19 protein-coding genes and 1 tRNA gene are annotated in these 24,594 nt (G+C 68.8%); 13 read left to right on the top strand and 7 right to left on the bottom strand.

Annotated elements, in window-relative coordinates:
- Nucleotides 1-56 precede the first annotated feature (56 nt).
- Nucleotides 57-1,421 (bottom strand): glucose-6-phosphate dehydrogenase, encoded by a 1,365-nt coding sequence (locus tag AKG07_RS08220; RefSeq protein ID WP_053097430.1) that lies wholly within the window; start codon nt 1,419-1,421, stop codon nt 57-59.
- A 51-nt stretch (nt 1,422-1,472) separates the two neighbouring features.
- Here AKG07_RS08220 and AKG07_RS08215 point away from each other — a divergent pair, with 51 nt between their 5' ends.
- The 3 genes from AKG07_RS08215 to rplL all read left to right on the top strand — a co-directional run bounded on the left by AKG07_RS08215 (nt 1,473) and on the right by rplL (nt 4,411).
- Nucleotides 1,473-3,266, top strand: a complete 1,794-nt coding sequence (locus AKG07_RS08215; protein WP_053097429.1) for a glycoside hydrolase family 15 protein — start codon at nt 1,473-1,475, stop codon at nt 3,264-3,266.
- A 230-nt stretch (nt 3,267-3,496) separates the two neighbouring features.
- Complete coding sequence (rplJ, locus tag AKG07_RS08210; protein ID WP_053097428.1) at nt 3,497-3,985, top strand: 50S ribosomal protein L10; 489 nt, start codon at nt 3,497-3,499, stop codon at nt 3,983-3,985.
- Between the two features lie 48 nt (nt 3,986-4,033).
- Nucleotides 4,034-4,411: a 50S ribosomal protein L7/L12 gene (rplL, locus tag AKG07_RS08205; RefSeq protein WP_042539579.1), complete on the top strand. Its 378-nt coding sequence runs from the start codon at nt 4,034-4,036 to the stop codon at nt 4,409-4,411.
- Between the two features lie 115 nt (nt 4,412-4,526).
- On the opposite strand, the gene AKG07_RS08200 is transcribed toward rplL, so the two are convergent.
- Nucleotides 4,527-5,531 carry a LacI family DNA-binding transcriptional regulator gene (locus AKG07_RS08200; RefSeq protein WP_053097427.1) on the bottom strand — a complete coding sequence of 335 codons (1,005 nt, stop codon included), beginning with the start codon at nt 5,529-5,531 and terminating at the stop codon, nt 4,527-4,529.
- Between the two features lie 282 nt (nt 5,532-5,813).
- On the opposite strand from AKG07_RS08200, the gene AKG07_RS08195 reads away from it, so the two are divergent.
- From AKG07_RS08195 to AKG07_RS08160, 8 genes are all read left to right on the top strand, one after another.
- On the top strand, nt 5,814-7,130 hold the full coding sequence (locus tag AKG07_RS08195; protein WP_053097426.1) for an ABC transporter substrate-binding protein: 1,317 nt from the start codon (nt 5,814-5,816) through the stop codon (nt 7,128-7,130).
- Nucleotides 7,131-7,233: 103 nt separating this feature from the next.
- Nucleotides 7,234-8,373: a carbohydrate ABC transporter permease gene (locus AKG07_RS08190; protein ID WP_053097425.1), complete on the top strand. Its 1,140-nt coding sequence runs from the start codon at nt 7,234-7,236 to the stop codon at nt 8,371-8,373.
- On the top strand, nt 8,370-9,329 hold the full coding sequence (locus AKG07_RS08185) for a carbohydrate ABC transporter permease (RefSeq protein ID WP_053097424.1): 960 nt from the start codon (nt 8,370-8,372) through the stop codon (nt 9,327-9,329). The genes AKG07_RS08190 and AKG07_RS08185 overlap by 4 nt, the downstream gene beginning before the upstream one ends.
- 89 nt (nt 9,330-9,418) lie before the next feature.
- Complete coding sequence (locus tag AKG07_RS08180; protein WP_053097422.1) at nt 9,419-10,795, top strand: cystathionine beta-synthase; 1,377 nt, start codon at nt 9,419-9,421, stop codon at nt 10,793-10,795.
- A 66-nt stretch (nt 10,796-10,861) separates the two neighbouring features.
- Nucleotides 10,862-12,013: a cystathionine gamma-synthase gene (locus AKG07_RS08175; RefSeq protein ID WP_053097421.1), complete on the top strand. Its 1,152-nt coding sequence runs from the start codon at nt 10,862-10,864 to the stop codon at nt 12,011-12,013.
- 160 nt (nt 12,014-12,173) lie between these two features.
- Nucleotides 12,174-13,538 (top strand): multidrug effflux MFS transporter, encoded by a 1,365-nt coding sequence (locus AKG07_RS08170; RefSeq protein WP_394194683.1) that lies wholly within the window; start codon nt 12,174-12,176, stop codon nt 13,536-13,538.
- A 30-nt stretch (nt 13,539-13,568) separates the two neighbouring features.
- Entirely contained in the window at nt 13,569-14,207 is a 639-nt protein-coding gene (locus AKG07_RS08165; RefSeq protein ID WP_072591647.1) for a phosphatase PAP2 family protein, read from the top strand.
- Between the two features lie 29 nt (nt 14,208-14,236).
- Nucleotides 14,237-14,836: a GNAT family N-acetyltransferase gene (locus AKG07_RS08160; protein ID WP_053097419.1), complete on the top strand. Its 600-nt coding sequence runs from the start codon at nt 14,237-14,239 to the stop codon at nt 14,834-14,836.
- Between the two features lie 108 nt (nt 14,837-14,944).
- Here the strand turns inward: AKG07_RS08160 and AKG07_RS08155 are convergent.
- Nucleotides 14,945-15,032: transfer RNA gene (locus tag AKG07_RS08155), tRNA-Ser, on the bottom strand.
- Nucleotides 15,033-15,276: 244 nt separating this feature from the next.
- On the opposite strand from AKG07_RS08155, the gene AKG07_RS08150 reads away from it, so the two are divergent.
- Nucleotides 15,277-16,155, top strand: a complete 879-nt coding sequence (locus AKG07_RS08150) for an aminoglycoside phosphotransferase (RefSeq protein WP_150115096.1) — start codon at nt 15,277-15,279, stop codon at nt 16,153-16,155.
- Nucleotides 16,156-16,164: 9 nt separating this feature from the next.
- Nucleotides 16,165-17,055: an oxygen-dependent tRNA uridine(34) hydroxylase TrhO gene (gene trhO / locus AKG07_RS08145; RefSeq protein WP_053097415.1), complete on the top strand. Its 891-nt coding sequence runs from the start codon at nt 16,165-16,167 to the stop codon at nt 17,053-17,055.
- Between the two features lie 36 nt (nt 17,056-17,091).
- Here the strand turns inward: trhO and AKG07_RS08140 are convergent, their stop codons facing one another.
- The 4 genes from AKG07_RS08140 to AKG07_RS08125 all read right to left on the bottom strand — a co-directional run bounded on the left by AKG07_RS08140 (nt 17,092) and on the right by AKG07_RS08125 (nt 24,545).
- Nucleotides 17,092-19,347, bottom strand: coding sequence for a transglutaminase family protein (locus AKG07_RS08140; protein ID WP_053097414.1), 2,256 nt, complete (start codon nt 19,345-19,347; stop codon nt 17,092-17,094).
- Complete coding sequence (locus AKG07_RS08135) at nt 19,334-20,545, bottom strand: DUF58 domain-containing protein (protein WP_053097411.1); 1,212 nt, start codon at nt 20,543-20,545, stop codon at nt 19,334-19,336. Before AKG07_RS08135 ends, AKG07_RS08140 begins: the two co-directional genes overlap by 14 nt.
- 13 nt (nt 20,546-20,558) lie before the next feature.
- Nucleotides 20,559-21,548 carry an AAA family ATPase gene (locus AKG07_RS08130; RefSeq protein ID WP_053097409.1) on the bottom strand — a complete coding sequence of 330 codons (990 nt, stop codon included), beginning with the start codon at nt 21,546-21,548 and terminating at the stop codon, nt 20,559-20,561.
- An 87-nt stretch (nt 21,549-21,635) separates the two neighbouring features.
- Nucleotides 21,636-24,545, bottom strand: a complete 2,910-nt coding sequence (locus AKG07_RS08125) for a DEAD/DEAH box helicase family protein (RefSeq protein WP_053097408.1) — start codon at nt 24,543-24,545, stop codon at nt 21,636-21,638.
- Nucleotides 24,546-24,594 lie beyond the last annotated feature (49 nt).

Genomic DNA, 24,594 nt, shown 5'->3' with positions numbered 1-24,594 from the left:
CCCTCCCGCACACGCCGCCCCGGGCGTTCCCTCGGGCGTTCGACCCCGGCAGAGACTCAGCTGCGCGTCGGCCACGCCTCCGGGCCGGCGGATCCGGCGACGTAGTCGTCGAGCGGCACATCGCCCCGCTGCCACGCCTCGAGGATGGGGGCGACGATCCGCCACGACTGCTCGGCGGCGTCTCCCCGCACGGCGAGCATCGGATCCCCGTCGAGGACGCCGGACAGCACCTCGGCGTACGCCTTGAGCGCGCCCTCGCCGAGCTCCGCGGACAGGATCGCGCGTTCCAGCTCGAGCGGGTCCTCCGATGCGTTCAGGTTCAGCTCGAGCGACATCCGGTCGGGACCGAGCGAGAAGCGCAGCACCGCTCCGTCGGACGTGCCGGTGAGCCCGCGGGGCAGATGGCGGACAGGACGGAAGCGCACGACGATCTCTCTGGCGGGCGTTCCGAGGGCCTTGCCGGAGCGGAGCCGGAACGGGATTCCCGCCCAGCGCGCGTTGCGGACCTCGAAGGTCGCCTCGGCGAGCGTCTCGGTCTCCCGACCCGGGTCGACGCCGGGTTCGTCGACGTACGAGGGCTTCGCGGTGCCGTCGATCTCTCCCGCGGTGTAGCGGGCGCGGCGAGACGACCCGGCGGCGTCGTCGCCCCACACGGCGGTCGCGCGGAGCACCGCGCCGGTCGCGGCGCGGAAGTCGACCTCATCGAGGGTGGCGGGCTCTTCCATCGCGAGCACCGCGAGCACCTGGAGCAGATGACTCTGGATCATGTCGACCAGTGCGCCGGCCTTGTCGTAGTAACCCGCACGCCCCTCGAGCGCCAGCGCTTCGTCGTAGACGATGTCGATGGACTCGATGCTCTCCGCAGACCAGAGCGGTTCGAGGATGCGGTTCGCGAACCGTGCGCCGAGGAGATTCAGCGTGGTCGAGCGACCCAGGAAGTGGTCGACGCGGAACACCTGGGTCTCGGGCACGAGGGCGGTGAGGATGCGATTCAGCTCGCGGGCGCTCGACTCGTCGGTGCCGAACGGCTTCTCCATCACGAGCATGGCGCCCGCGGGCAGCATGTCGGGCGTGAGTGCGGCGATGCACGCCGCCGCCACGGCCGGAGGCACTGCGAAGTAGAGGGCCACGCGGCCGGTGAGTCCGCCGAGCAGCGCACGCAGATCGTCGGCGCGCGTGATGTCGGTGCGCGCGTAGGTGACGTCGACACGGGCTGCCGCGTCCTCGGCGTCCATCGAGGCGAAGGCCGTGTCGACGACGGCCCGCAGCTCGGCATCCGTCCACTCCTCGCGATCGGCGCCGACGATCCGCACCGAACGCGCGGGTTCTCTCTTCAGCAGCTGGCCCAGAGCGGGCAGGAGGAGCCGAGAGGTGAGGTCGCCACCTGCACCGAGGATCACCAGCGTCGTCGCATCGGTCATGTTCTCACCGTAATCGCTCCGACCCTCGGGTGAACATGCCAGACTCGGTCGATGCCTGCTCCGATCGAGGACTACGCCCTGCTCAGTGACTGCCGCACCGGCGCGCTCGTCTCGCGAGAAGGCAGCATCGACTGGCTGTGCCTTCCGCGTTTCGATTCGTCCTCGGTGTTCGGCGCTCTCCTGGGCGACCCCGGTCACGGTCGCTGGACGCTGCGCCCGAGCGATGCCGGGGCGGCATCGACGCGGTACTACCTCTCGGACGCCTTCATCCTGGTCACCCGGTGGGAGACGGCGGAGGGCGTCGCGGAGGTGCACGAGTTCATGCCGATCCAGCCGACGCGCACCGAGGTCATCCGCAGGGTCGTTGGCGTCTCGGGCAGCGTCGAGTTCGACACCGAGCTGCGCCTGCACTTCGACTATTCCCGTCGGCTGCCGTGGGTGCGGCAGGTCGGCACTCCGGATCACCCGGCGCTGCATGCGACGGCCGGGCCCGAGTCGGTGATCGTGCGCGGTGTGCGATTCCACGCCGAGGACCATCGGCACCGGGCGACGGTGACGGTCGGCCCCGACGAGATCCGGGACCTCACGCTCAGCTGGTTCCTCTCATATGAGCACGCGCCGAAGCCGCTCGACGTCGAAGAGGCGATCGCCGGGACGCGGGCATGGTGGCAGGGATGGGCGAGCGGGATCCGCCACGACGGCCCGCATCGCGACGCCGTCGTCCGCTCTCTGCTGGTGCTGCGTGCGCTCACCAACAAGGACACCGGAGGCATCGTCGCCGCGGCCACGACCTCGCTGCCCGAGGACTTCGGCGGCTCGCGCAACTGGGACTACCGCTTCGTCTGGCTGCGGGATGCCGCGCTGACGCTCGAGGCGCTGATCGCTCATGGCTTCCTCGCCGAAGCGCATCAGTGGCGTCGCTGGCTGCTCCGGGCCGTCGCGGGGGAACCTCGGGAGGTGCAGATCATGTACGGGATCGCCGGGGAGCGCGATCTCCTCGAGCGCGAGCTGACCAGTCTCCCCGGTTATGACGGTTCAGCGCCGGTGCGCATCGGCAACGGGGCCGTCGACCAATACCAGGGTGATGTGATCGGCGAGGTCCTGGTCGCTCTCGAGGCGGCCAGGATCGCGGGTCTGGAAGAGGGGGACTTCTCCTGGCCCTTGCAGCGCGCGCTCGTCGAGCAGGTGATCACGTCGATCGATCGCCCCGACAACGGCATCTGGGAGATCCGGGGCGAGCCGCAGTGGTTCACGCACTCGCGGGTCATGATGTGGGCCGCGCTCGACCGGGGAGTCCGTGCCGTGCGGGAGCATGGTCTCGCCGGCGATGCCGAGCGGTGGGAGGGCGTGCGCGATCGCCTGCGTCGCGAGATCGACGACCGCGGTGTCGATGCGGAGGGCGGCCATTTCGTCCAGCACTACGGATCCGGCGACGTGGATGCCTCGCTGCTGCTGCTGCCGCAGGTCGGGTACTGCGCCGCCGACGATCCGCGCATGCTGCGCACCGTCGCCGAGATCGAGAGTCGCCTGCTCGTGAACGGATTCGTGCGGCGCTACCGCACCGAGTCCGGCGTCGACGGACTCGGTGGAGGGGAGCATCCCTTCATCGCCTGCAGCTTCTGGCTCGTCGAGCAGTATGCGGCGAGCGGGCGCACGGGCGACGCGCAGACCCTCATGGCCGGAGTGATGGCGATGGCGAACGATCTCGGCCTGCTCTCGGAGGAGTACGACGTCGGACGCCAACGGCAGGCCGGCAACACTCCGCAGGCGCTCTCGCACCTGAGTCTCATCCGGGCCGCCGACGCACTCGCCGGGCACCGGGGACGCGCGGCGCACCGGGACTGACGTCCGATTTGAGGGTCGGCGGTCGATGAGGTAGCCTGGGAACAACCGAAGACCGCTGGTCATCGTCGTGCGTGAGAACGCGAGGCGATCGAAGCTCTGCTCAGCAGGGGCCCGCGCAGGACACGAACTTTCAGAGCTCCGTGCGCTTGCGCCGGAGCTTTTCTGTTGCATGCGGTCAGGGGTCGGCGCCTCACCTCCGTGAGGCGCCTCGTACACACCAAGGAGTGACCATGGCGCAGAAGGACGCATCGGTTGCCGAGCTCACGAAGTCATTCGAGAACTCGACTGCCGTTCTGCTGACCGAGTACCGCGGTCTGACGGTTGCCCAGCTCAAGGAGCTGCGCAACAGCATCCGTCAGGACGCTGAGTACGCCGTGGTGAAGAACACGCTGACCAAGATCGCCGCCAACAAGGCTGGCATCACCGCGCTGGACGACGACCTCAAGGGTCCGTCGGCTGTCGCGTTCGTGCATGGCGACTTCGTCGCCACTGCCAAGGCTCTTCGTGACTTCGCCAAGGCCAACCCGCTTCTCGTGATCAAGTCCGGCATCTTCGAGGGCAACGCCCTCTCTGCCGACGAGGTCAACAAGTACGCCGCGCTCGAGAGCCGTGAGGTTCTGCTGGCGAAGGCTGCGGGCATGATGAAGGCGACGATGGGCAAGGCTGCTGCCACCATCGATGCTCTTCGCGAAAAGCTGGAGACCGCTGAGGCCGCGTGAGCGACCCACGATCTCGTTCAACAAACCCACCTATCTAGGAGATACATCATGGCTAAGCTCACCACTGAGGAGCTGCTCGAGCAGTTCGCAGGCCTGACCCTCGTCGAGCTCAACGACTTCGTCAAGGCGTTCGAGGAGAAGTTCGAGGTCACCGCTGCTGCCCCCGTCGCCGTTGCAGGCGCAGGCGGCGGCGCTGCTGAAGAGGTTGAGGAGAAGGACTCCTTCGACGTCATCCTCGAGGCTGCCGGCGACAAGAAGATCCAGGTCATCAAGACCGTCCGCGAGCTCACCTCGCTCGGTCTCGGCGAGGCCAAGGCCGTCGTCGACGGTGCTCCCAAGGCCGTGCTCGAGGGCGCGAACAAGGAAGCAGCCGAGAAGGCCAAGGCTGCCCTCGAAGAGGCAGGCGCCACGGTTACCCTCAAGTAATCCGTTCCAGGTCGCGGCGTGATGCCTCGCCCTGGAAGCGTCTGAACGCTTCACGAAAGCCCCGGGTCCGCCCGGGGCTTTCGTGCGTCCGGGGCGCAGATCCGCAGAGGAGCGGTCAGCGTCGTCCGGCGGTGGAGCTCCGGACGACCAGCGAGGATGTCGTCACGGTGCGCTCGCGCGGAGAATCCGGGTGGTCGATCTGCTGCCGCAGCAGGCGCACTGCCTCGTGGCCCTGTTCGCGCGGTGACTGCCTGATGGTCGTGAGCGCGAACATCTCGGCGTGCTGGTGGTCGTCGACTCCGACGATGCTGAGCTCGGTCGGCACGGCGATGCCGAGGCGACGTGCCGCGATCATCGCGCCGATCGCCGCCTCGTCGCAGACGCCGACGATCGCGGTGGGGCGTCCTCTGCGGTCACCGAGGAGCTCGACGGCTGCGGCGTAGCCGCCGGGCATGGTCGGGCGGCTGTCCGCGATCCTCGCGACCGCCTCGAGTCCCGCCGCGGCGAGAGCCTCGAGATATCCCTCCACGCGCTGGGCGTCGCCGAAGCTGAGATGGTCCGGATCCGTGGATCCGCCGACGAACGCGATATCGGTATGGCCGAGTTCGATCAGGTGCTCGGTGGCGATCCGGGCGGCGGCGATGTCGTCGATAGACACGGCGCTGGATCCCTCACTGTACGGACCGACGCTGACGAGCGGTCGCTCGGAGCGGTGCAGACGTTCGAGCTCCTGTGCGCTGGGCTGGATGCCGACGGCGATGATCCCGTCGAACCGTCGCCCGGGCAGCACGACGTCGAACAGGCGCTCGCGGGTCTCGCTGCCTTCGCGGATGCCGTAGAGCGCGAGCTCGTAGTCGAGGGCGAACAGCGACTCCTGGATGCCGGCGAGCAGCTCCGAGAAGAACCAGCGGTCGACTGGCGGCATGATGACTCCGACGGTCTGCGTGCGACCCGTGGCGAGACTCGTCGCGGAGGAGTGTGCGACATAGGCGAGTTCTCCGGCAGCATCGGCGACCCGCTTGCGGGTGTCTTCCGAGACGTAACCGCGTCCGCTGAGTGCTCGGCTCGCCGTCGCCTTCGACACGCCAGCGCGCGCCGCGACGTCGGCGATCGTGCTCATCCGGTCCTCCTCGACCATGACTGCGACGCGAGCCCCCACCCCTGCGCCGATGACAGCGTAACGGGTCGCAGCGACGAAAAGGAACCGGTTCCACAGGAATTGTGAGGGAGCGCTCCCATGGTTCGTGCCAGGGCGCTGCGAATGGTTGTCAGTCTGTGATCCTGGCTTATTGTGCCGCGGCGTCGGACCCCGATAGGTTGTCCTGGAATCGGTTCCCGATTCTGTGCCGAGGGGCGGCGCGGAATGTCGTGGGAGCCGGGAAACTCGAAGAGGAGAATTCACATGGGTCTGTCACAGCGTTCCCGGCGTTACGCGCCAATCGCACTGCTGGGAGTCGCGGGCATCGCGCTCGCCGGTTGTGGTGCTCCTGGCGGCACGGACGGCGGGGGAGAAGGCGGCGGCGGAGACAACACCGTCACGATCTACGGCACGATCGTCGAAGGAGAGGCAGAACTTCTCGCAGAGTCCTGGGCGGACTTCGAGAAGGAGAACGACATCACGATCAAGTACGAGGGCAGCCAGGACTTCGAGACTCAGCTCGGCACCCGTGCACAGGGCGGCAACCCGCCCGACATCGCGATCTTCCCGCAGCCGGGTCTGTTCGCGGACTATGCGGCTCGCGACTTCCTGAAGCCGGCCCCTGACGCCGTCGAGGCGAACGCCAAGGAGTACTGGACGCAGGGATGGGTCGACTTCGGCACCTACGAGGACGAGTTCTACGGCGCGCCGCTCATGGCGAGCGTCAAGGGTTGGGTCTGGTACTCGCCGACGAAGTTCGCCGAGTGGGGAGTCCAGGAGCCCACGAGCTGGGACGAGCTGCTCACACTGACCCAGACCATCCAGGAGAAGAGCGGCAAGGCACCCTGGTGCGCCGGCTTCGAGTCGGGTGTGGCGACCGGCTGGCCCGGCACCGACTGGATCGAGGACCTCGTGCTCCGCAACGCGGGCGCCGACGTCTACGACCAGTGGGTCAAGAACGAGATCCCCTTCACCGACCCGCAGATCAAGGAGGCGTTCGACGCCACCGGTGAGATCCTGCTCAACCCGGCCTACGTCAACGGCGGCTTCGGCGACGTGCGTTCGGTCAACTCCACGGCATTCGGCGACGTGGCCCCTGCGGTCGCGAGCGGCGAGTGCGCACTGACGCACCAGGCGTCGTTCCTGTCGGGCTTCTTCCCCGAGGGCACGAACATCGCCGAGGACGGCGACGTGTGGGCGTTCCTGCTTCCGAGCCAGAGCGAGGACGAGACGTTCATCACCGGTGGTGGCGAGATCGTCGGCGCGTTCAGCGACGACGAGGCGACGCAGAAGGTGCTCGAGTACCTCTCGAGCCCCGAGTGGGCCGACAGCCGTCTGGCGCTCGGTGGCGTGACGTCTGCGAACAAGGGCGTCGACATCGAGGCCGTCGAGAACCCGATCCTGCAGGAGTCGATCAAGCTGCTCCAGGACGACTCGGTCACGTTCCGCTTCGACGGATCCGACCAGATGCCCGGCGCCGTCGGCTCGGGAACCTTCTGGAAGGGCATGGTCGCCTGGATCAACGGCACCTCGACCGACGAGGTCCTGACCCAGATCGAGACCGGCTGGCCCTCCAGCTGATCGGATGAGGTGGGCCGCCCCGTCGGGCGGCCCACCTTCTCCCTCTCGGTCCGCGCATCGCCGCGCGGACCGCTGATCAGCTCCGTCTCATGAAGGGGAATCCATGAACGCGACTGTGTTCTTCCAATGGATCGGGTCTCTGCCCCCGATCGCCCAGGCTCTCGCCGTCGTCATCGCGTTCGCGGTGGTCGTCGTCGTCATCCTGCTTCTCGTCGACATCGCGCCCCGCAAGGGCGCGCTCTACACCGGCATCCGCCTGGCGATGTGCCTGCTCATCCCGTTCGCGGTGATGTGGTTCTTCAACTCCTATTACTGGGCGATGGGAGTAGCGGTCGCCGTCGGCGCCCTGTTCTTCTTCCTCGACTACCGTTCCCGCGACGGAGCCGGGTACCTGATCCAGCTCGTGGCATTCATGGCCCCGGCCATGCTGCTGCTGCTCGCGGGCCTGATCCTGCCGTCCATCCAGACGGTATACGCGTCGTTCTGGAACTCCACCGGCAGCGACTTCGTCGGCTTCTCGAACTACCTCTGGATCTTCACGCAGTCCGACGGCGTCACCTCGGTCGTGAACACGATCGTCTGGGTGCTCCTGGTCCCGACGCTCTCGACCATCGTCGGTCTGGCCTACGCGGTGTTCATCGACAAGACCCGCGGCGAGAAGATCTACAAGCTCCTCGTCTTCATGCCGATGGCGATCTCGTTCGTCGGCGCGAGCATCATCTGGCGCTTCGTCTACGCCTACCGCGGTCCGGAGTTCGAGCAGATCGGTCTGCTCAACCAGATCCTGGTCTGGTTCGGCGGAGAACCGCAGCAGTTCCTGCTCAACGGACCGTGGAACAACCTCGCCCTCATCGTCGTGCTGATCTGGGTGCAGACCGGTTTCGCGATGGTCGTCCTGTCGGCGTCGATCAAGGGAGTTCCCACAGAGCTCCTCGAAGCGGCCGAGCTCGACGGTGCGAACGCGTGGGAGCGATTCCGTTCGGTGACGATCCCGTCGATCCGCCCCGCGCTGATCGTCGTCCTCACCACCATCTCGATCGCCTCGCTGAAGGTCTTCGACATCGTCCGCACGATGACCGGTGGCAACTACGGCACCTCGGTGCTCGCGAACGAGATGTACACGCAGTTCTCCAAGTTCGAGGCGGGACGCAGCGCTGCGCTCTCCGTCATCCTGTTCATCCTGGTGCTCCCGATCGTGATCTACAACGCGCGCCAGATCAAGAAGCAGCGGGAGATCCGATGACCGACACCGTGAACTCAGACACCGGACAGAGCACGAGGGCGATCACCACCGCCGGACGCTTCGAAGCCTCGGCCGGCCGCGCGCGCAAGCGCCTGAGCCGTCCGTGGGCCACTGTCGCGTCGATCGTGATCGCCGTGGTGTGGACGATTCCGACGCTCGGCCTGTTCATCTCGTCGTTCCGTGAGAGGGACGCGATCGAGACGAGCGGCTGGTGGACGGTCTTCACCAACCCGCAGCTGACGCTCGACAACTATGTAGCCGTGCTGCAGTCCGGAACGACGCAGCTGACGATCCTGGAGTCGTTCTTCAACTCCATCGTGATCACGATCCCCGCCACGCTCATCCCGCTGATGATCGCGGCGATGGCGGCCTACGCGTTCTCCTGGATCGACTTCAAGGGACGCAACGCGCTGTTCATCTTCGTGTTCGCGCTGCAGATCGTGCCGATCCAGATGGCTCTCGTGCCGCTGCTGTCGTCGTTCTCGCGGGGCATCAACCTGTTCGGCGTCCAGGTGACGCAGGGACTGGACGCCTCGGGCGGCTACGCACAGGTGTGGATCGCGCACACGATGTTCGCGCTGCCGCTGGCGATCTACCTGCTGCACAACTTCATGTCGGAGATCCCGGGGGAGATCATCGAGGCGGCTCGCGTCGACGGCGCCTCCCGCGGACAGATCTTCTTCCGGATCGTGCTTCCGCTGACGATGCCGGCGATCGCGTCGGTGGCGATCTTCCAGTTCCTGTGGGTGTGGAACGACCTGCTCGTCGCCCTCGTGTTCGCCGACGGCGCCGCCTCGCCGATCACGAAGGTGCTCGCCGAGATCACCGGTCGCGGCGAGGGATGGTACCTGCTCACCGCAGGAGCCTTCGTGTCGATCATCGTCCCGCTGATCGTCTTCTTCTCGCTCCAGCGGTACTTCGTGCGAGGACTCCTGGCGGGGTCCACCAAGGGCTGATCGGCTCTCGGAGACAGGTCGAGCACACGATGCCGCGATCGGGCGCAACACAGCCCCGGTCGCGGCATCGTCGCACGTACGCTGTGAACATGAAGTACGCAGACTCCATCGTCGACCTCGTCGGCGACACGCCCCTCGTGAAGCTCCAGCACGTCACCGAGGGCGTGGAGTGCACGGTTCTCGTGAAGCTCGAGTACCTCAACCCCGGCGGCTCCGCGAAGGACCGCATCGCCTCGCGCATCATCGACGCGGCCGAGGCCTCGGGCGACCTGCGGCCGGGCGGCACGATCGTCGAGCCGACGAGCGGCAACACCGGCGTCGGACTCGCGCTGGTCGCCCAGCAGCGCGGGTACAAGTGCGTCTTCGTGCTGCCGGACAAGGTCGGCGAGGACAAGATCGACGTGCTGCGCGCCTATGGTGCCGAGGTGGTCGTCACGCCGACCTCGGTGGCGGCCGACAGCCCCGAGTCGTACTACAGCGTGAGCGACCGGCTCGCCCGCGAGATCCCCGGGGCGTTCAAGCCCAACCAGTACGAGAACCCCAACGGGCCGCGCAGCCACTACGAGACCACCGGCCCCGAGATCTGGCGAGACACCGACGGCCGCGTCACGCACTTCGTCGCCGGGGTCGGCACCGGGGGCACGATCACCGGAACCGGCCGGTATCTGCGGGAGGTGTCGGACGATCGGGTCCGCATCGTCGGAATCGACCCCGAGGGCAGCGTCTACAGCGGCGGCACCGGGCGCCCGTACCTGGTCGAGGGCGTCGGCGAGGACATCTGGCCCGGCGCCTACGACCCGAGCGTGCCGCACGAGATCGTCGCCGTCGACGACGCCGAGTCGTTCGCGATGACCCGGCGGCTCGCGCGAGAAGAGGGCATCCTCGTCGGAGGCTCCAGCGGCATGGCCGTGGTCGGCGCGCTGCGGGTGGCGCGTGACCTGCCGGCGGACGCCGTGATGGTGGTGCTGCTTCCGGATGGTGGGCGCGGGTATCTCGGCAAGATCTTCAACGACGGCTGGATGCGCTCGTACGGGTTCAGCGAGGTGGAGGAGGGCGAGACCGTCGGCGACGTGCTCGCCGCGCGCACGGACCGCCTGGGGGAGGGCATCCCCGATCTGGTGCACGCGCATCCGACCGACACCGTGCTCGAGGCCATCGGCATGATGACCGAGTACGACGTCTCTCAGCTGGTGGTGCTGAGCGCCGAGCCGCCGGTCATGATGGGCGAGGTGGTCGGCACGGTCGACGAGAAGGGGCTGCTGGACCTGCTGTTCCGAGGCGATGCGAAGCCCGCGGACGCCGTGGGCGATCATGTGGGGGACAGGCTGCCCCTCATCGGCATCCACGCGCCGATCGCGCAGGCACGTGCGGCGCTCGCCGACGTCGACGCGCTGCTCGTCACCCTCGACGGCAAGCCGCACACGGTGCTCACGCGACAGGACCTGCTGTCGTACATCTCCCGCTGATCCCGCACGGACGCCGGACGTAACAGGAGCGGATGCGGTCGCCGGAGCGGACGTAGGCTGAGGGACATGTCCGAGCATGCCTTCGCCACCAGAGCCATCCACGCAGGTCAGGCGCCTGACCCGACCACCGGGTCGATCATCCCGCCGATCTATCAGGCCTCGACCCATGTGCAGGACGGCATCGGCGGGTTCCGAGACGGGTACGAGTACAACCGAGCCGGCAACCCGACACGGTCATCGCTCGAGACGCAGCTCGCCGCACTCGAAGGCGGCGCGAACGCGCTGTCGTTCGCGTCGGGGCTCGCTGCGGAGGATGCGCTGCTGCGCGGCATCCTCCGACCCGGCGATCACATCGTGCTCGGAAACGACGTCTACGGCGGCACCTACCGCCTGCTCACCAAGGTGCTCGCGCCCTGGGGCATCGAGACCACGACGGTCGAGCTGTCGGACGTCGACGAGCTGCGCGCGGCGATCCGGCCCGAGACGAAGATCGTCTGGGTCGAGACGCCCAGCAACCCGCTGCTGAAGATCGTCGACATCGAGCTCATCGCCGAGATCGCCCACGCGGCCGGGGCGATCGCCGTCGTCGACAACACCTTCGCCTCACCGGCACTGCAGCAGCCGCTCTCGCTCGGCGCCGATCTCGTCGTGCACTCCACCACGAAGTACCTGGGCGGGCACTCCGACGTGCTGGGCGGTGCTGTCGTGTTCCGCGACGACCGTTTCTTCGAGCAGGTCAAGTTCCAGCAGTTCGCGGTGGGTGCGGTCTCCGCGCCTCTCGACGCCTGGCTCACGACTCGCGGCATCAAGACGCTCGCGGTGCGGGTGCGCCAGCACTCCGAGAACGCGCAGGCCATCGCCGAATGGGCAGCCGGCCGCCCGGAGTTCGCGACCGTGTACTACCCGGGGCTCGCCTCTCACCCGGGGCACGACGTCGCCACGCGGCAGATGAGCGGGTTCGGCGGGATGCTGTCACTCGGTCTCTCCGCCGGTGCCGATGCAGCCAAGTCGTTCGCGGAATCGACCGAGCTGTTCCAGCTCGCGGAGTCCCTCGGCGGTGTCGAGTCGCTGATCGGATACCCGCCGGACATGACCCACGCCTCGGTGCGGGGCACCGCGCTCGCCGTGCCCGAGAACGTCGTTCGGCTGTCCGTCGGCATCGAGGGCGTCGACGACCTGATCGCCGACCTCGAGCAGGGGCTCGCTCGCCTGGGCTGACCCCTCAGCGTCGATGGCGCACGCAGGTGGGCGCGAGCGGGCTGTAGCATGGAGACTTCGCCCGGATCGAATCGATTCGACTTCCGTCGCGGATTCGGCCGCTCTCGCGACGTGATCCCTCGCGACTCACCTGATCCCCTCCAACTCCGGAAGGACCGTCGTGCCCGACGCTCCACGCACTGACTCCATCCCGACCGCCCCCGCTCCCGAGCGGACCGCCACGGGCAGCATCCGCATCCCGTCGTCGACGGGCGCGATCCGCACGCTCGGCTCGAACCCGGCCACCGCGCCGATCATGCTGCACCCCGGCGACTCGATCTCGAACGGCCGCCGAGCCCTGTACATCGTGCTGCTCGGCGCGCTCACCGCGCTCGGCCCGTTCACGATCGACCTGTATCTGCCTGCCTTCCCGGTGCTGGAGCAGGACTTCGAGACCACGGCGGCAGCGATCCAGCTGACCCTGACGGGCACGATGATCGGCTTCGCGCTCGGCCAGCTCGTCGTGGGGCCGCTCAGTGACAAAGTGGGCCGCCGAATCCCGCTGATCGTCGTGACAGCGCTGCACGTGCTCGCCAGTGCGGCGGCGGCGTACGCGCCCACCCTTCCGCTGCTCAGCGGCGCGCGAGTCTTGATGGGCGTGGGAGCGGCCGCGGGCGGCGTCGTCGCCATGGCCATCGTCCGCGATCTGTTCGGCGGCCGCAGGCTCGTGGTGATGCTGTCGCGGCTCGCCCTCGTGTCGGGCGTCGCCCCGGTGATCGCCCCGCTGATCGGCTCATGGCTGCTCACGCTGATGCCGTGGCGCGGCATCTTCGTCGTGCTGGCCCTGTACGGCGTCGTCATGCTCGTGTCGGCCATCGTCTTCATCCCCGAGACGCTGCCGATCGCACGCCGCCAGGAGAAGGGCGGCGCGACAGTGATGCAGCGCTACCGCTCGGTGTTCTCCGATCGCGTCTTCATCGGCGTGCTGATCATCGGGGGCATGACCTTCTCGGGTCTGTTCTCGTACCTGTCTGCCTCGCCGTTCCTGTTCCAGCAGACGCACGGGCTCGACGCGCAGCAGTACGGTCTCCTGTTCGCGGTCAACTCGCTCGGTGTCGTCGCCGGCGTGCAGACGGCCTCGCGACTCGCCGCGCGCTTCGGACCGCAGTGGGTCATGGCCTACTCGACGGCGGTCCTGCTTCTCGCGGGCATCGCCATCATCGTGACCGATCAGCTCGGCCTCGGGCTGTGGGGCACGGTCATCCCGCTGTTCGTCTTCATGACGGCCTGTGGCTTCACCTTCCCGAACGTGCAGGTGCTCGCTCTCGACAGGCACGGCAAGGCCGCGGGCACCGCGGCGTCCGTGATCGGAGCCACGAACTTCGGCGTCGCAGGGCTGATCTCGCCGGTCGTCGGCTGGGTCTCTCAGGGTGCGGGGATCACCGCCACGACCATGGCCTCCGTGATGGTCGGATGCGCGGCCATCGGGGTCCTGTCACTGTGGCTGATCGTGCGTCCACGGACTGTCGGCATGCTGGCTCCCTGACTTTCAGCTTCCGACCGGCAGAATGGTTCGATGAGATCACGAACGCTGCTGTGGTGGGGAATAGGGATGCTCGTCGCGGCGACGCTCCTCGGAGCGGCGATCGTGTTCGGGTACACCGAGCCTCCCGGCTTCGACACCTGGTGGAACGAGACGATCAGCACGTACCGCACCGACGCGATGCTGTCGTTCGCGTTGGTGCTGAACAGCATCGGCGGCGGGTGGATAGCGATCCTGCTCGTTCCGCTGCTGCTGATCACCGCTCTTCTCGTGGCTCGGCGATGGCAGGCCGCCGTGTTCGCCGCTGTGGCGTTCCTCGCGAGCGCCGGCGCCGTGCAGCTGCTGAAGCACCTGTTCGGACGAGCGCGCCCGGAGGACATGATCGTCGTGAGCGACTACGGATCGTTCCCCTCGGGGCACGCCGCCAACGCGGCGACGATCGCGATGGTCCTGTGGCTGGTCTTCCCTCGCGTGTGGACCGCGATCCTCGGCATCCTCTGGGTGGTCGCGATGGCGCTCTCGCGTACTCTCCTGTCGGTGCACTGGGCCACCGACACGCTGGGCGGTGCGCTGGTCGGCGCCGGCGTCGTTCTCGTGCTGGGGGCCTGGCTGCTGCCGTGGGTGCAGTCGACGTCGCAGCGGGACGACCCCGCAGTCGCGCCGGTAGGCTGACACCGTCCACATCGCATCGAGGAGCAGCATTGTCGCGCATCCGTCCGTATCGTCCGTCCGACCGCGCCGCCCTCTACGACGTCTGCGTCAGGACTGCGGATGCCGGAGCCGACGCGACCGGGATCTTCTCGGACGACTCGCTCTGGGGTGACCTCTTCGCCGTGCCGTACGTCGAACGCCACCCCGACCTCGCCTGGGTCGTCGAGACCGACGACGAGCGCGTGATCGGCTACATCGTGGCGACGGACGACACGGATGCGTTCGCGACCTGGTTCCGCGACGAGTGGTGGCCTAGGCGACAGGAGCGGTACCCGAGGGTCGACGAGCCGAGCACCCGTGAGGATCGCATGATCGAATACGGCTATGCGCAGGCCCCGGGCCGGGACGCGAACGCGGAGGAGTACCCCGCGCACCTGCACATCGACCTCCTGCCCGAGACCCAGGGTCAGGGACTCGGGCGCCAGCTGATCGAGACGCTCTTCAGCGAACTGCGCCGTCGCGGAGTGCGGGGGCTGCATCTGGGCATGGACCCGAACAACACGGGCGCCGCCGCCTTCTACAAGCGGCTGGGCATGACACCGCTCCCTGCGGAGCCGGGCGGACAGAGCTTCGGCGTGACGTTCGACTGAGCTCTCGGCCGGGCGGCGGGACTCCGGTGCTCGCTCCTCCCCGAATCCCACGGTGCTCGATAAAAAGCATGAAGGGCCCCCGCTGGCGCGGAGACCCTTCATGCTTTTTGGCGGTGACGGCGGGATTCGAACCCGCGGTTGCTTGCACAACACACGCTTTCCAAGCGTGCTCCTTCGGCCGCTCGGACACGTCACCAAGGAACGACCTGAACAGTCTATCCGATCGGGTGGGCAGCCCATGACCAGCTCGTGTGAGGAGCCTCATCCGGCGGGATGCTGCTCCACCGGTATGCGATCTGTCCGAGCCTTGCGCCCGCAAAGCGATGCTCTCTAGCCTCGAACGTAGGCACTATGCAGTCATATAAGAGCGCACGGCCAGGGTGTGTGAGCCCGGCCGCGCAGCCGACACCGATCGGCGAACTCGTCTCGGAAGGACGTTCATGGCGACAGACCCTTTGCCCACCGTGGCCAGCACTCCTGTGCGCACCGCGTTGCGCCTGGCACACTCCCGCGCTCTCGCAGACCTCGGCCTCGATGCGATCGGCCGTTCACGCTTCGGATGGCGCGACCGGTCGATCGGCTCAGCCGTCGAACGGGCCGGCTCCTCATACTGGTTGCGAGTCGTCTGGGCTCGAAGCGAGTGGGCGAGGAGCTCGTGGCGGGTCGGCAACCAGGACGCGATGACCATCACCGGGGTCGAGAAGCCCCGACTGATCGACGCGCGGGCGTGGGAGGAAGGACCGCTGGTGTATCGGGCCGACCTCATGAGCCTGCTTCCCGGTCGGGTGTGCGCTCCGACATCCGTGCTCGAGCGGACGCCCGGGCTGGACGAGACGTGGTGGACCGCGCTCGAACGCAACCTCGACGCCGTCGCGGCGACGCCGACGGAGCGCACCGTGCTCGATTCCGAGATCATGCGCCGCAGGATCGGCGTGTTCTTCGGCATCGACCTCGACGTCGACCAGGACGACTGGGTGGCGAGTCACGGCGACCTGCACTGGAACAACCTTCACCGGGAGCCGTTCGCGATCGCCGACTGGGAGTCCTGGGGTCTGGCGCCGCGCGGCTACGACCCGGCGTTCCTGCTCGGACACTCCCTGGCCGTTCCGCACGTGGCAGATCAGATCGCGCGGCGATTCCGTCGGGACCTCGAGACCGAGAGCGGCATCGTCTCTCAGCTGTACGTGATGACGAAGCTGCTCACACGTGCGGACGCCGGAGAGCACGTCGGACTCGTGCCCGCGGTGCATCGTCACGTCGGGCGGCTTCTCGGCACTCGGGTGCCGCTGCGGCGTCGGGCTCCCGCTCGTGCGACGTAGGATCTCTGGGTGGCAACCCCCAAGATCGTCCTCTTCTACGTCTTCACCCCGCTCGCCGATCCGGATGCGATCCGGGTGTGGCAGCGCGACCTCGGCGAAGCGCTCGGGCTGCGCGGACGGCTCCTCATCTCGAAGGACGGAGTCAACGGCACGTTGGGCGGTGACCTTCTGGCGTTGAAGAAATGGGCGCGGTCATTCCGGTCTTATGCGCCCTTCAAGAACGCCGACATCAAGTGGAGCGAAGGCACCGGCGTCGACGCGGATGGTCGTAGCGTCGACTTTCCGAAGCTCAGCGTCAAGGTGCGCGACGAGATCGTGTCATTCGGAGCACCGGGCGAACTGCGGGTCGATGAGAACGGCGTCATCGGCGGCGGCACTCGGCTCACACCGGAAGAGCTGCACGACCTGATGGGGGAGCGAGGCGACGAGGTCGTGTTCTTCGACGGACGCAACGCGCTCGAAGCGCAGATCGGCCGCTTCCGGGGAGCGGTCGTGCCCGACACCGAGACGACTCGCGACTTCGTGCAGCTGCTCGACTCGGGTGCCTACGACGACCTCAAAGGCAAGCCGGTCGTCACCTACTGCACGGGCGGCATCCGCTGTGAGGTGCTCTCGAGCCTGATGACAGCCCGCGGGTTCGGCGAGGTGTACCAACTCGAGGGCGGCATCGTCCGCTATGGCGAGCAGTACGGTGACGACGGCCTCTGGGAGGGGTCGCTCTACGTGTTCGACAAGCGCGGCTCCGTCGACTTCTCCGATCACGCGGCCGTCATCGGCGAGTGCGTCGGCTGCGGTGTTCCCACCAAGCGCACCGCGAACTGCCCGGACCCCGCCTGCCGCACCCAGCTCGTCGTCTGCGAATCCTGCGACTCGGTGCGCTGCGAGCTGCACGCCGCCTGATCCCCTGGCCAGCACCTTCGGCAGTCGCGGTACTACTCAGACGAGCAGCGGCACGTCGGTGCGGCGGCTGACGAAGAGCGATCGCGGCAGCAGGAACGCGTGGACCCTCGTCCAGCGATCGACGCTGCGGCGCAGTTGAGCCGTCACATCGATCAGAGCGGCGTCGAGATCTCGAGCCGCGCTCGCCGAGGGGCGCGCATAGCTCGCCTGCTCGACTGCGGCGACGAGCACTCTGACGGCGTCGGCATTCACGCCGCTGTCTCTCACGAGGTCATCGCCGCGCATACGAGGGGTCTCGGCGTCCGACAGGGGTACGCGCAGATCCTGCATCGTCGCCCGCAGCTCGGCCCACGCGGCTCCGGCATCACCGTCCCGCGCGCGCCCGCGTCGCGCGAACCGCAGCGCGAGACGAGCGAATGCGGGAATCAGCAGCACCACCAGCACCCCGAGCGTCGTCAGTACGACGGGAGTGGGGTCGAGCTGACGACGCTCCCCGGTCGCGCCGGCGTTGTCGCCGGCATCTTCACGCTCGAGCTCCGGTCCCGAGGTCTGCTCGGTGCTGGGAGCCGCCGTCGGAGCGGGCGTCGCGGCGCCGCCCGTGCCCCCGCCCGTCGTCGCCGCGGCGCTGAAGGCCGTCGGAACCCCGAGAGACGCCGTCGGTTCGAACGGGACCCAGCCGACGCCGGGGAAGAGGACCTCGGGCCATGAGTGCAGCTGGTCGCTCGAGACCGAGTACACCGCCTCATCGCCGCGCGTCGTCTCGGTCAGCGCCCCGGGAAGGTAACCGACGACGATGCGCACCTCCATGTCGAGGCTCTCCGCCATGAGTGCGAACGCCCCGGCGAAGTGGATGCAGTATCCCGACCGCACCTCGAGGAACTCGGCGACCGCATCGGCTCCGGTGCCGTCGAAGCCCTCGTCGACCGGGGTCTCGAGAGAGTAGGCGAACTGGCTCCGGAACCACGACTGGAGCGCGACCAAGCGGTCGTAGTCGTTCGTGGCGTCCGCCGTGACCTCGGCCGCCGTCTCGCCGATCACGTCCGGCAGGTCGACCGGCTCGGCATCGGGGTCGACGATCGGCGAAGCGGCGGGAAGCGCGCGGATCTGCTCGAGAGTCGGTGAGACCTCGAGCGACCGCACCGTGTAGTCGTTGCCGACGGCATCCCCGTTGCGAGACGCGAGAGTGCGGTTCTCGGGGCTCACCCGCCAGGCGGCGGAAAGTCCCTGCACGCCGGTCGCGGGGTACGGCACGGGGAGCCATGAACTCGACATCCGGATCACGCGGATGGAGGTGTTCTGGTCGGTCGTCTCGATGTCGTCCGCCCACTCGTCGGGGCCGAATCCCTCGCTCTGCGCCTGCAGGTCACCGCGATCGGGCTCCCACACGCGCCCGTCGAACGACGACAGCGTCGTGAGTCGCAGGTAGGGCGCGGTGTCCGCCGTCGTCGCCAACGTGAGCACCTCGACAGGGTTCGGCTGTCGCAGGTCATCGCCGAGGCGCAGCGACGCATCGACGGTGACCCCCGTACCTGTACCCGTGAGAGTGGCCGAGACCGGCAGCACCGGTGCGACGATCACCGTCGCCGCGAGCGCAGCGACGCCGACGCCGGCGGCGACCGCCAGGGATGTCCGCCGCGGCGAATCGGGATTCTGCGCCGCCGTGTACCGCAGCAGCACGAGGATCAGGATGCCGAGCAGCACGAACCAGACGACGTTCACACCCCCGAGAGTGGCGATCATCGGCAGGGATCCGACGACGGCGGTGAGGAGGCTGGCGAGGATCGCGCCGCGCTGGGCGACGAGCTGGTCGAGCAGGATGGCGACGACACCGAACCCCAAGCCCATCACCGCCCGGAGCCCCGGTGATGCGGCCAGCGGGGCCGAACCGAACGCGATCTCCTCCCAGGCAGCGGCTGCGAGAGCCTGGAAGGTGTAGAACGTCGCTTCGGTGGGCACGACGCCGAACACCGCGGTGTCGCCCGCGACGAGCAGGATGACGGTGCCCATCACCACCAGGATCTGGACGGCGATCGTGACGAGGTCGCGTGCCCAGGCCGGACGGCCGCGCATCAGCGTGCGACACGTCATGCCCGTGAGCGCCGTGACGACGATCACGGCGAGGACCGCGAACGACCAGCTGCCGGGTTCGATGACCGAGGTGAACGGCCACATCGCGACGAGCCCCGCCGCCGCAGCCAGCACCGACGGCAGGACGGTGCCGACGGGCAGCTCGTGCTCGCGGTGCCACGACAGGCGGGATCCGCGTTCGGCCTGTCGTTCAGCTCGGGACATCGGTCGCTCCCCGGTGGTCCGCGGTGCCGCCGATGCGGTCGGGCAGCACGTCCTCCCACGCCTCTGCGATGTCGTCGCCGAGTCTCGCGAAGCGCCAGCCGTTCCGCTCGGCCGCCGCGACGACGCCGGTGCCCGGTGCGGTCGCGAACAGCATCGGCGCTGCCGCTCCGGACGGGCGCAGCAGGGCGGCATCCTCGTCGTCGATCTCGCCTGTGATGTAGACGAGCGGACCCGGAGGTGTGCCACCGACCAGAGTCGGGAGGTCGCGGGGCTCGCCGCGCGGGCCGACCAGCGCGAGGGCGACGAGAAGGCCGTCCCGATCGTCTTCGTGGCCGCGCAGCGTGCCCAGCAGAGTCCCGCCGCTGTCGATCACATCGACGCCGTATCCCTCCTGCACGAGGTGCACGGCGACGGAGGCGCACATCGACACCGCGGTCTCGAAAGCGGGGTCCTCGGCATCACCCGGGCGCGCCCAGCGTGCGGCGCTGCGGTCGAGGATCACGAGAGCGTCGGGGCTGGACTCCTCCTCTTCCTGCCGCACCATCAGCTGTCCGCGATGCGCGGTCGCCCGCCAATGGATGCGGCGCATCGAGTCGCCCGGGATGTAGCGGCGCGGCGAGAGATTGTCGCTGCCCTGCCCGAGCCGGCTCGAGGACGTGTGCGCGGTCCCGCCGGCGGCCCCGACCTTGACGGTCAGCGGCGCGAGCGTGAACACCTCAGGGACGACGGTGACCGTGCGCGTCTCGCCGAACGCCTGCTCGCGCTGCGCGAGACCGAACGGGTCGACGGTGCGCACCACCAGTGGGCCGATCGGCCACACGCCGCGACGGACGCCGGTGATCAGATAGGTCAGCTGGCCGGTCTCGGACGGGTACTCGCCCGCCGAGTCGCCGCTCACCGCGGGCGGTAGCACGTCGCGCCAGAGGCCGCGGGGCACGCGCAGGGCCCGCAGGGTGAAGCGCAGGGTCACTCGCGAGGTCTCCGACACGGTCAGCAGGTCGGTCGAGGCCTGCCGCGTGACGGTGCCCGTGCGCCGCGGCAGTCGCACGACGAGAACCGAGAAGACGGTGAGCACGAGAAGGAGGATGCCGATGTAGAGGAGGATCGGCGCGCCCAGCATGTTCGCCGCGATCAGGCAGCCGAGACCGGAGAGGAGCGCACCCGTTCCCCGCAGGGTGAGGGTTCGACGGCGAGGCATGGCGAGCGGCGGGTCAGGAGCGCGCGGTCACGGGCACCCGCACGCGCTCGACGATCTGCCGCAGGGCCGCCTCGACCGGCTGGGCTCCGGCGCGGTGCGCGCCGCGGGCGGGAAGGAGTCGGTGGGCGAAGACCGGGACGATCAGCGCGGTCACGTCGTCCGGGATCACGAAGTCGCGTCCGTCGAGTGCCGCCCACACCTTCGCGGCGCGGATCAGCTGAAGAGTCGCCCTCGGGCTCGCACCCAGGTGCAGGTTCGGGTCGGCTCGGGTGGCGTGCGCCAGAGCGACCGTGTACTCCTCGAGCGCCGGCGCGACATGCACGGAGCGCGCCCAGGCGATCAGTCCCGAGATCGACGCCGCATCGGCGACCGCTCGCACCGCGGCGAGCGGGTTCACGGTGTCTCGCTGTCGCAGCATGAGCGCCTCGGCCGCCGCATCCGGGTAGCCCATCGAGATGCGCATCATGAACCGGTCGCGCTGTGCTTCGGGCAGAGCATAGGTCCCCTCCATCTCGAGCGGATTCTGGGTCGCGACGACCAGGAACGGATCGGGCAGCATGTGGGTCGACCCGTCGACCGTCACCTGCCCCTCCTCCATGGCCTCGAGCAGCGCCGACTGCGTCTTGGGCGACGAGCGGTTGATCTCGTCGGCGATCACGATGTGCGCGAACACGGCGCCGCGTTTGAACTCGAACTCGCGATCGACGGGGTTGTAGACGCTCACGCCCGTCACATCGCCGGGGAGGAGGTCGGGAGTGAACTGGATGCGGCGGACGGTCGCATCCACGCTCGCGGCCAGCGCGCGTGCCAGCATCGTCTTGCCGACGCCTGGCACGTCCTCGATCAGCAGGTGTCCCTCGGCGAGCAGGCACACGAGCGCGCTCCGCACGGCATCCGGCTTGCCGTCGATCACCCGTCCGACGGACTCGACGATGGCAGACGTCTGCGCGGCGAACTGCTCGGCGTCGACGACGGCCGGGATCAGGGGCGGGTTCTCTGGCATGCGTTCCCTCTCGCGTGGGCGCTGCGGTGCGCGTGAACCGATCGTAACCCGGCTGCCTACGGTTGGGGTGAGAACCGGCGTCGGGCATCAGCCCCAGACACGAGCCCGGGGTTCTGCGGGGTCCACCCGGCGGTCGGCGCTGCGCGCGACACGCAGCAGGGCGAGTCCCTGCACCCCGCTCAGCTCGTGCAGTGAGCACGTGCCGATCAGGGCCCGCCAATGGTCGCAGAAGCGCTCGGCGTCTCCGCGCCGCCGGGCGATCAGGCGAGGCACAGCGAGAAGCGTGCGTCCGGGGGAGAGGCGGTCGGCGAGGCGTTCGAGCACCCGGACCCGCGGCAGCCCGGCCGCGTCGATGCGCAGCAGGAACCGGGGTGTGCGCACCGGTGCGAAGAGCTCCTCGACGGCATCGGCGATCACGCGTGCGTCCGAGACGGAGCCGCCGAGCTCGATGCGGATGCGGGTGGGGTCGGCGTCGTCCGGACGCGCAGTGATCGCTGACTCGTCGATCCGCCCGACGCGTCCTGCCTCCTCCAGCGTGCGGGCGACGGCGACCGCCGCGGCTCGGTAGATCTCGGCCGGCCGCGAGCGATCGCGCAGAGAGCGGACGAGCATGCGCACAGCGGATGCGGTCGCAGCGACAGCGCCCCCGATCAGCGCGAGCGCGACCCCGAAGGCAGGGGCGAAGGAGACCCCGAAGAGCGCGAGCACGGTGACGAGCACGCCTGTCGTCGCGGCGCCGGCGAGGAAGCCGCCGACCGCTCCCGCCCTCGCCGTCTGCGCGGCGCGAAGCAGTGGGGCGCGGGTCGTCCGACGGATCGACACCGTCTCCCGTTCGTGGGCACGGTACGGCTCGCCGATCCGCCACTCCTCCCTCGTCCGACTCCGAGAGGGCCACTGCGCGCGCACGAGGGCGCCGAGATCCGCGATCGTCGTCGACGGGTCCTTGTCGAGCACACGAGTCCACGCCTCGACGGCGGGTGGGGTGAGTGCATGACCCAGTCCGCTGACGATCCGGCCGTCGCCCTCGGCGCTCAGCCCCCACAGATGCGAATGCCGACGACGGAGTCGCAGGGACTCGGACGCATCGTCGAGGTCGACGTGCGACGGGATCAGGCAGACGACCGACCAGTTGTGCGCGACCTTCTCGGGCCATGCCGGATCGAGCCTCAGGGTGCGCCCCCGCAGCTGCTGGGTGCCGGATGAGGTGGCCACGGTCGTGAGATCGACGAGGGTGTTCACCGACGGGCAGTCCCAGCCTTCGCCGAGCAGCCCCCGGGTGCCGACGAGCAGGCGCACATCGCCTCGGCGGATCAGCTCGGACACGGCCGCGACGACTCGTCCGCTTCCGGCGGCGCGCACCTGCAGGTCGCGCACGGGACCGATGCCCTCCGCGATGCCGACCGGCTCGCCGAGCAGTTCGCCGAGCGCGACCGCGGTGTCGGCGGCGTCGTCGGCGCGGACACGCAGGTGCTGCGAGGTCAGCAGCACGGGGCGCAGTCGGGAGGTGACAGCGTCGACGGCGAGGAGGCCGAACGTGCGGAGCGCCCCGGCGGGTGCGTCACCGGCCAGACCGCGGCTGTTGCCGTGCTCGACGAAATCGGTCACGACGACCGCGCGGATCCGATCGCCGTCGGCGCCGGCGAGTTCTCGCTGGAGGATCTCGACGGCCGCGTGGTCCTTGGCGGCGGAGAACGCCAGAGTGGTCTCGATCGGGTTGCGGCCGCGTCGGATACCCCGGTCGGTCAGCGCGTACCCGAAGTCCGCGAGCGAGCGCCGCACGTACTCCCACTGGCGCACGGCAGAGGGATCCGAGAGCAGCCGTGCCTGGGCGAACCGTGACAGGACCGTCAGCAGGTCGTCGGTCGTGCATCGGTCGAGCAGGGCCGGCGGGATGGAGGCGATGAGCGGATGCTGCGGAGAGACCTCGCGCAGCACGAGAGTGCATGATCGGGTGAGGGCGAAGTCCGTCGCGAAGGCCCGGTCGAGGCGGGCGAGCGGAGTCTCGGCGAGAGAGGCGTCCTGCGAGTCTGCGGGTTGGAGGTGATGCTCGAGGTACGACAGCGCGTCGGGGGTCGACAGCACCTGCGTGATCAGGTCGTGCAGCAGCGATTCGTGCCGTCGGATGAACGCGGCCTCTTCGGGCAGGGGCTCGGTGAACATCACGTGATCGCGATACGGAGCCAGGTGGCCCTCCTTGACCACCGCCGGTGTCGGCACCTCGTAGTCGACCTCGCCGAGCAGGTGGCTGTAGTTCTCGTACTCGGTCTCGTCGTCGGGCGACGGCAGGGTCGCGGTGAGGCCGATCAGCGTCGGCTCCGCGCCGCTCTCTCGGATGCGGGCGACCAGATAGGCCACCACGATCGCCCAGTGGTCGAGCAGATGATGGCACTCGTCGAGCACGACCGTGCGCACCCCCGCCTCGACGAGTCGGTCGATGAGCGCGACGGCGTTCGGGTGCAGCACGCGAGCGAGCTCCGAAGGGCGCTGGCGGGTGAAACGCGAACGCAGTCGGCGCGCACGACTGCGGATACCGGAGCGGTGGCGGGCGGGGTTGTCGACCGCCAGCTCGGCGAGCCACGTCGCGGCATCCGCCTCGCTGCGGCCGCTCGCGACGAGTTCCTCCGTCCAGATCGCCCTGGCGAGGTCGTCGAAGGGTGAGCCGTCTCCCGTCACGCTGAGCAGCTGATAGGTGAGCACCGTCAGGTCGCCGAGACGCTCGGGATCATCCGAGACGGCCGCCGCGTCCGGCGCCAGCTCCGACGCGGTGCGCACCCACTGATGGCGGATGGTCACCGTCGGCGACAGCACGAGAGTGCGGTGACCTTCCCGTGCGGCGAGCAGCAGGCCCAGCAGCGTCTTCCCGGAGCCTGGCGGGGCGACGATGTGCAGCGGGGCTGCGCCTCCCGGAGGGATCCGGTCGAGGACCTCGGCCTGGTAGGTGCGCAGCGTTCCCGGAAAATGCCACGTCGACAGGGGAGGGGCGGCGACGGGATCCATGACCTGCCCAGTCTGTCAAAGAGCAGGGGCAGACATCGGCTAGACTTGT

Origin of the sequence: Microbacterium sp. CGR1 (genome assembly GCF_001266755.1) — a bacterium.
Taxonomy (GTDB): domain Bacteria; phylum Actinomycetota; class Actinomycetes; order Actinomycetales; family Microbacteriaceae; genus Microbacterium.
Note: the sequence above shows the minus strand (reverse complement) of the source record. Positions and strands in the feature narration are given on the sequence as shown.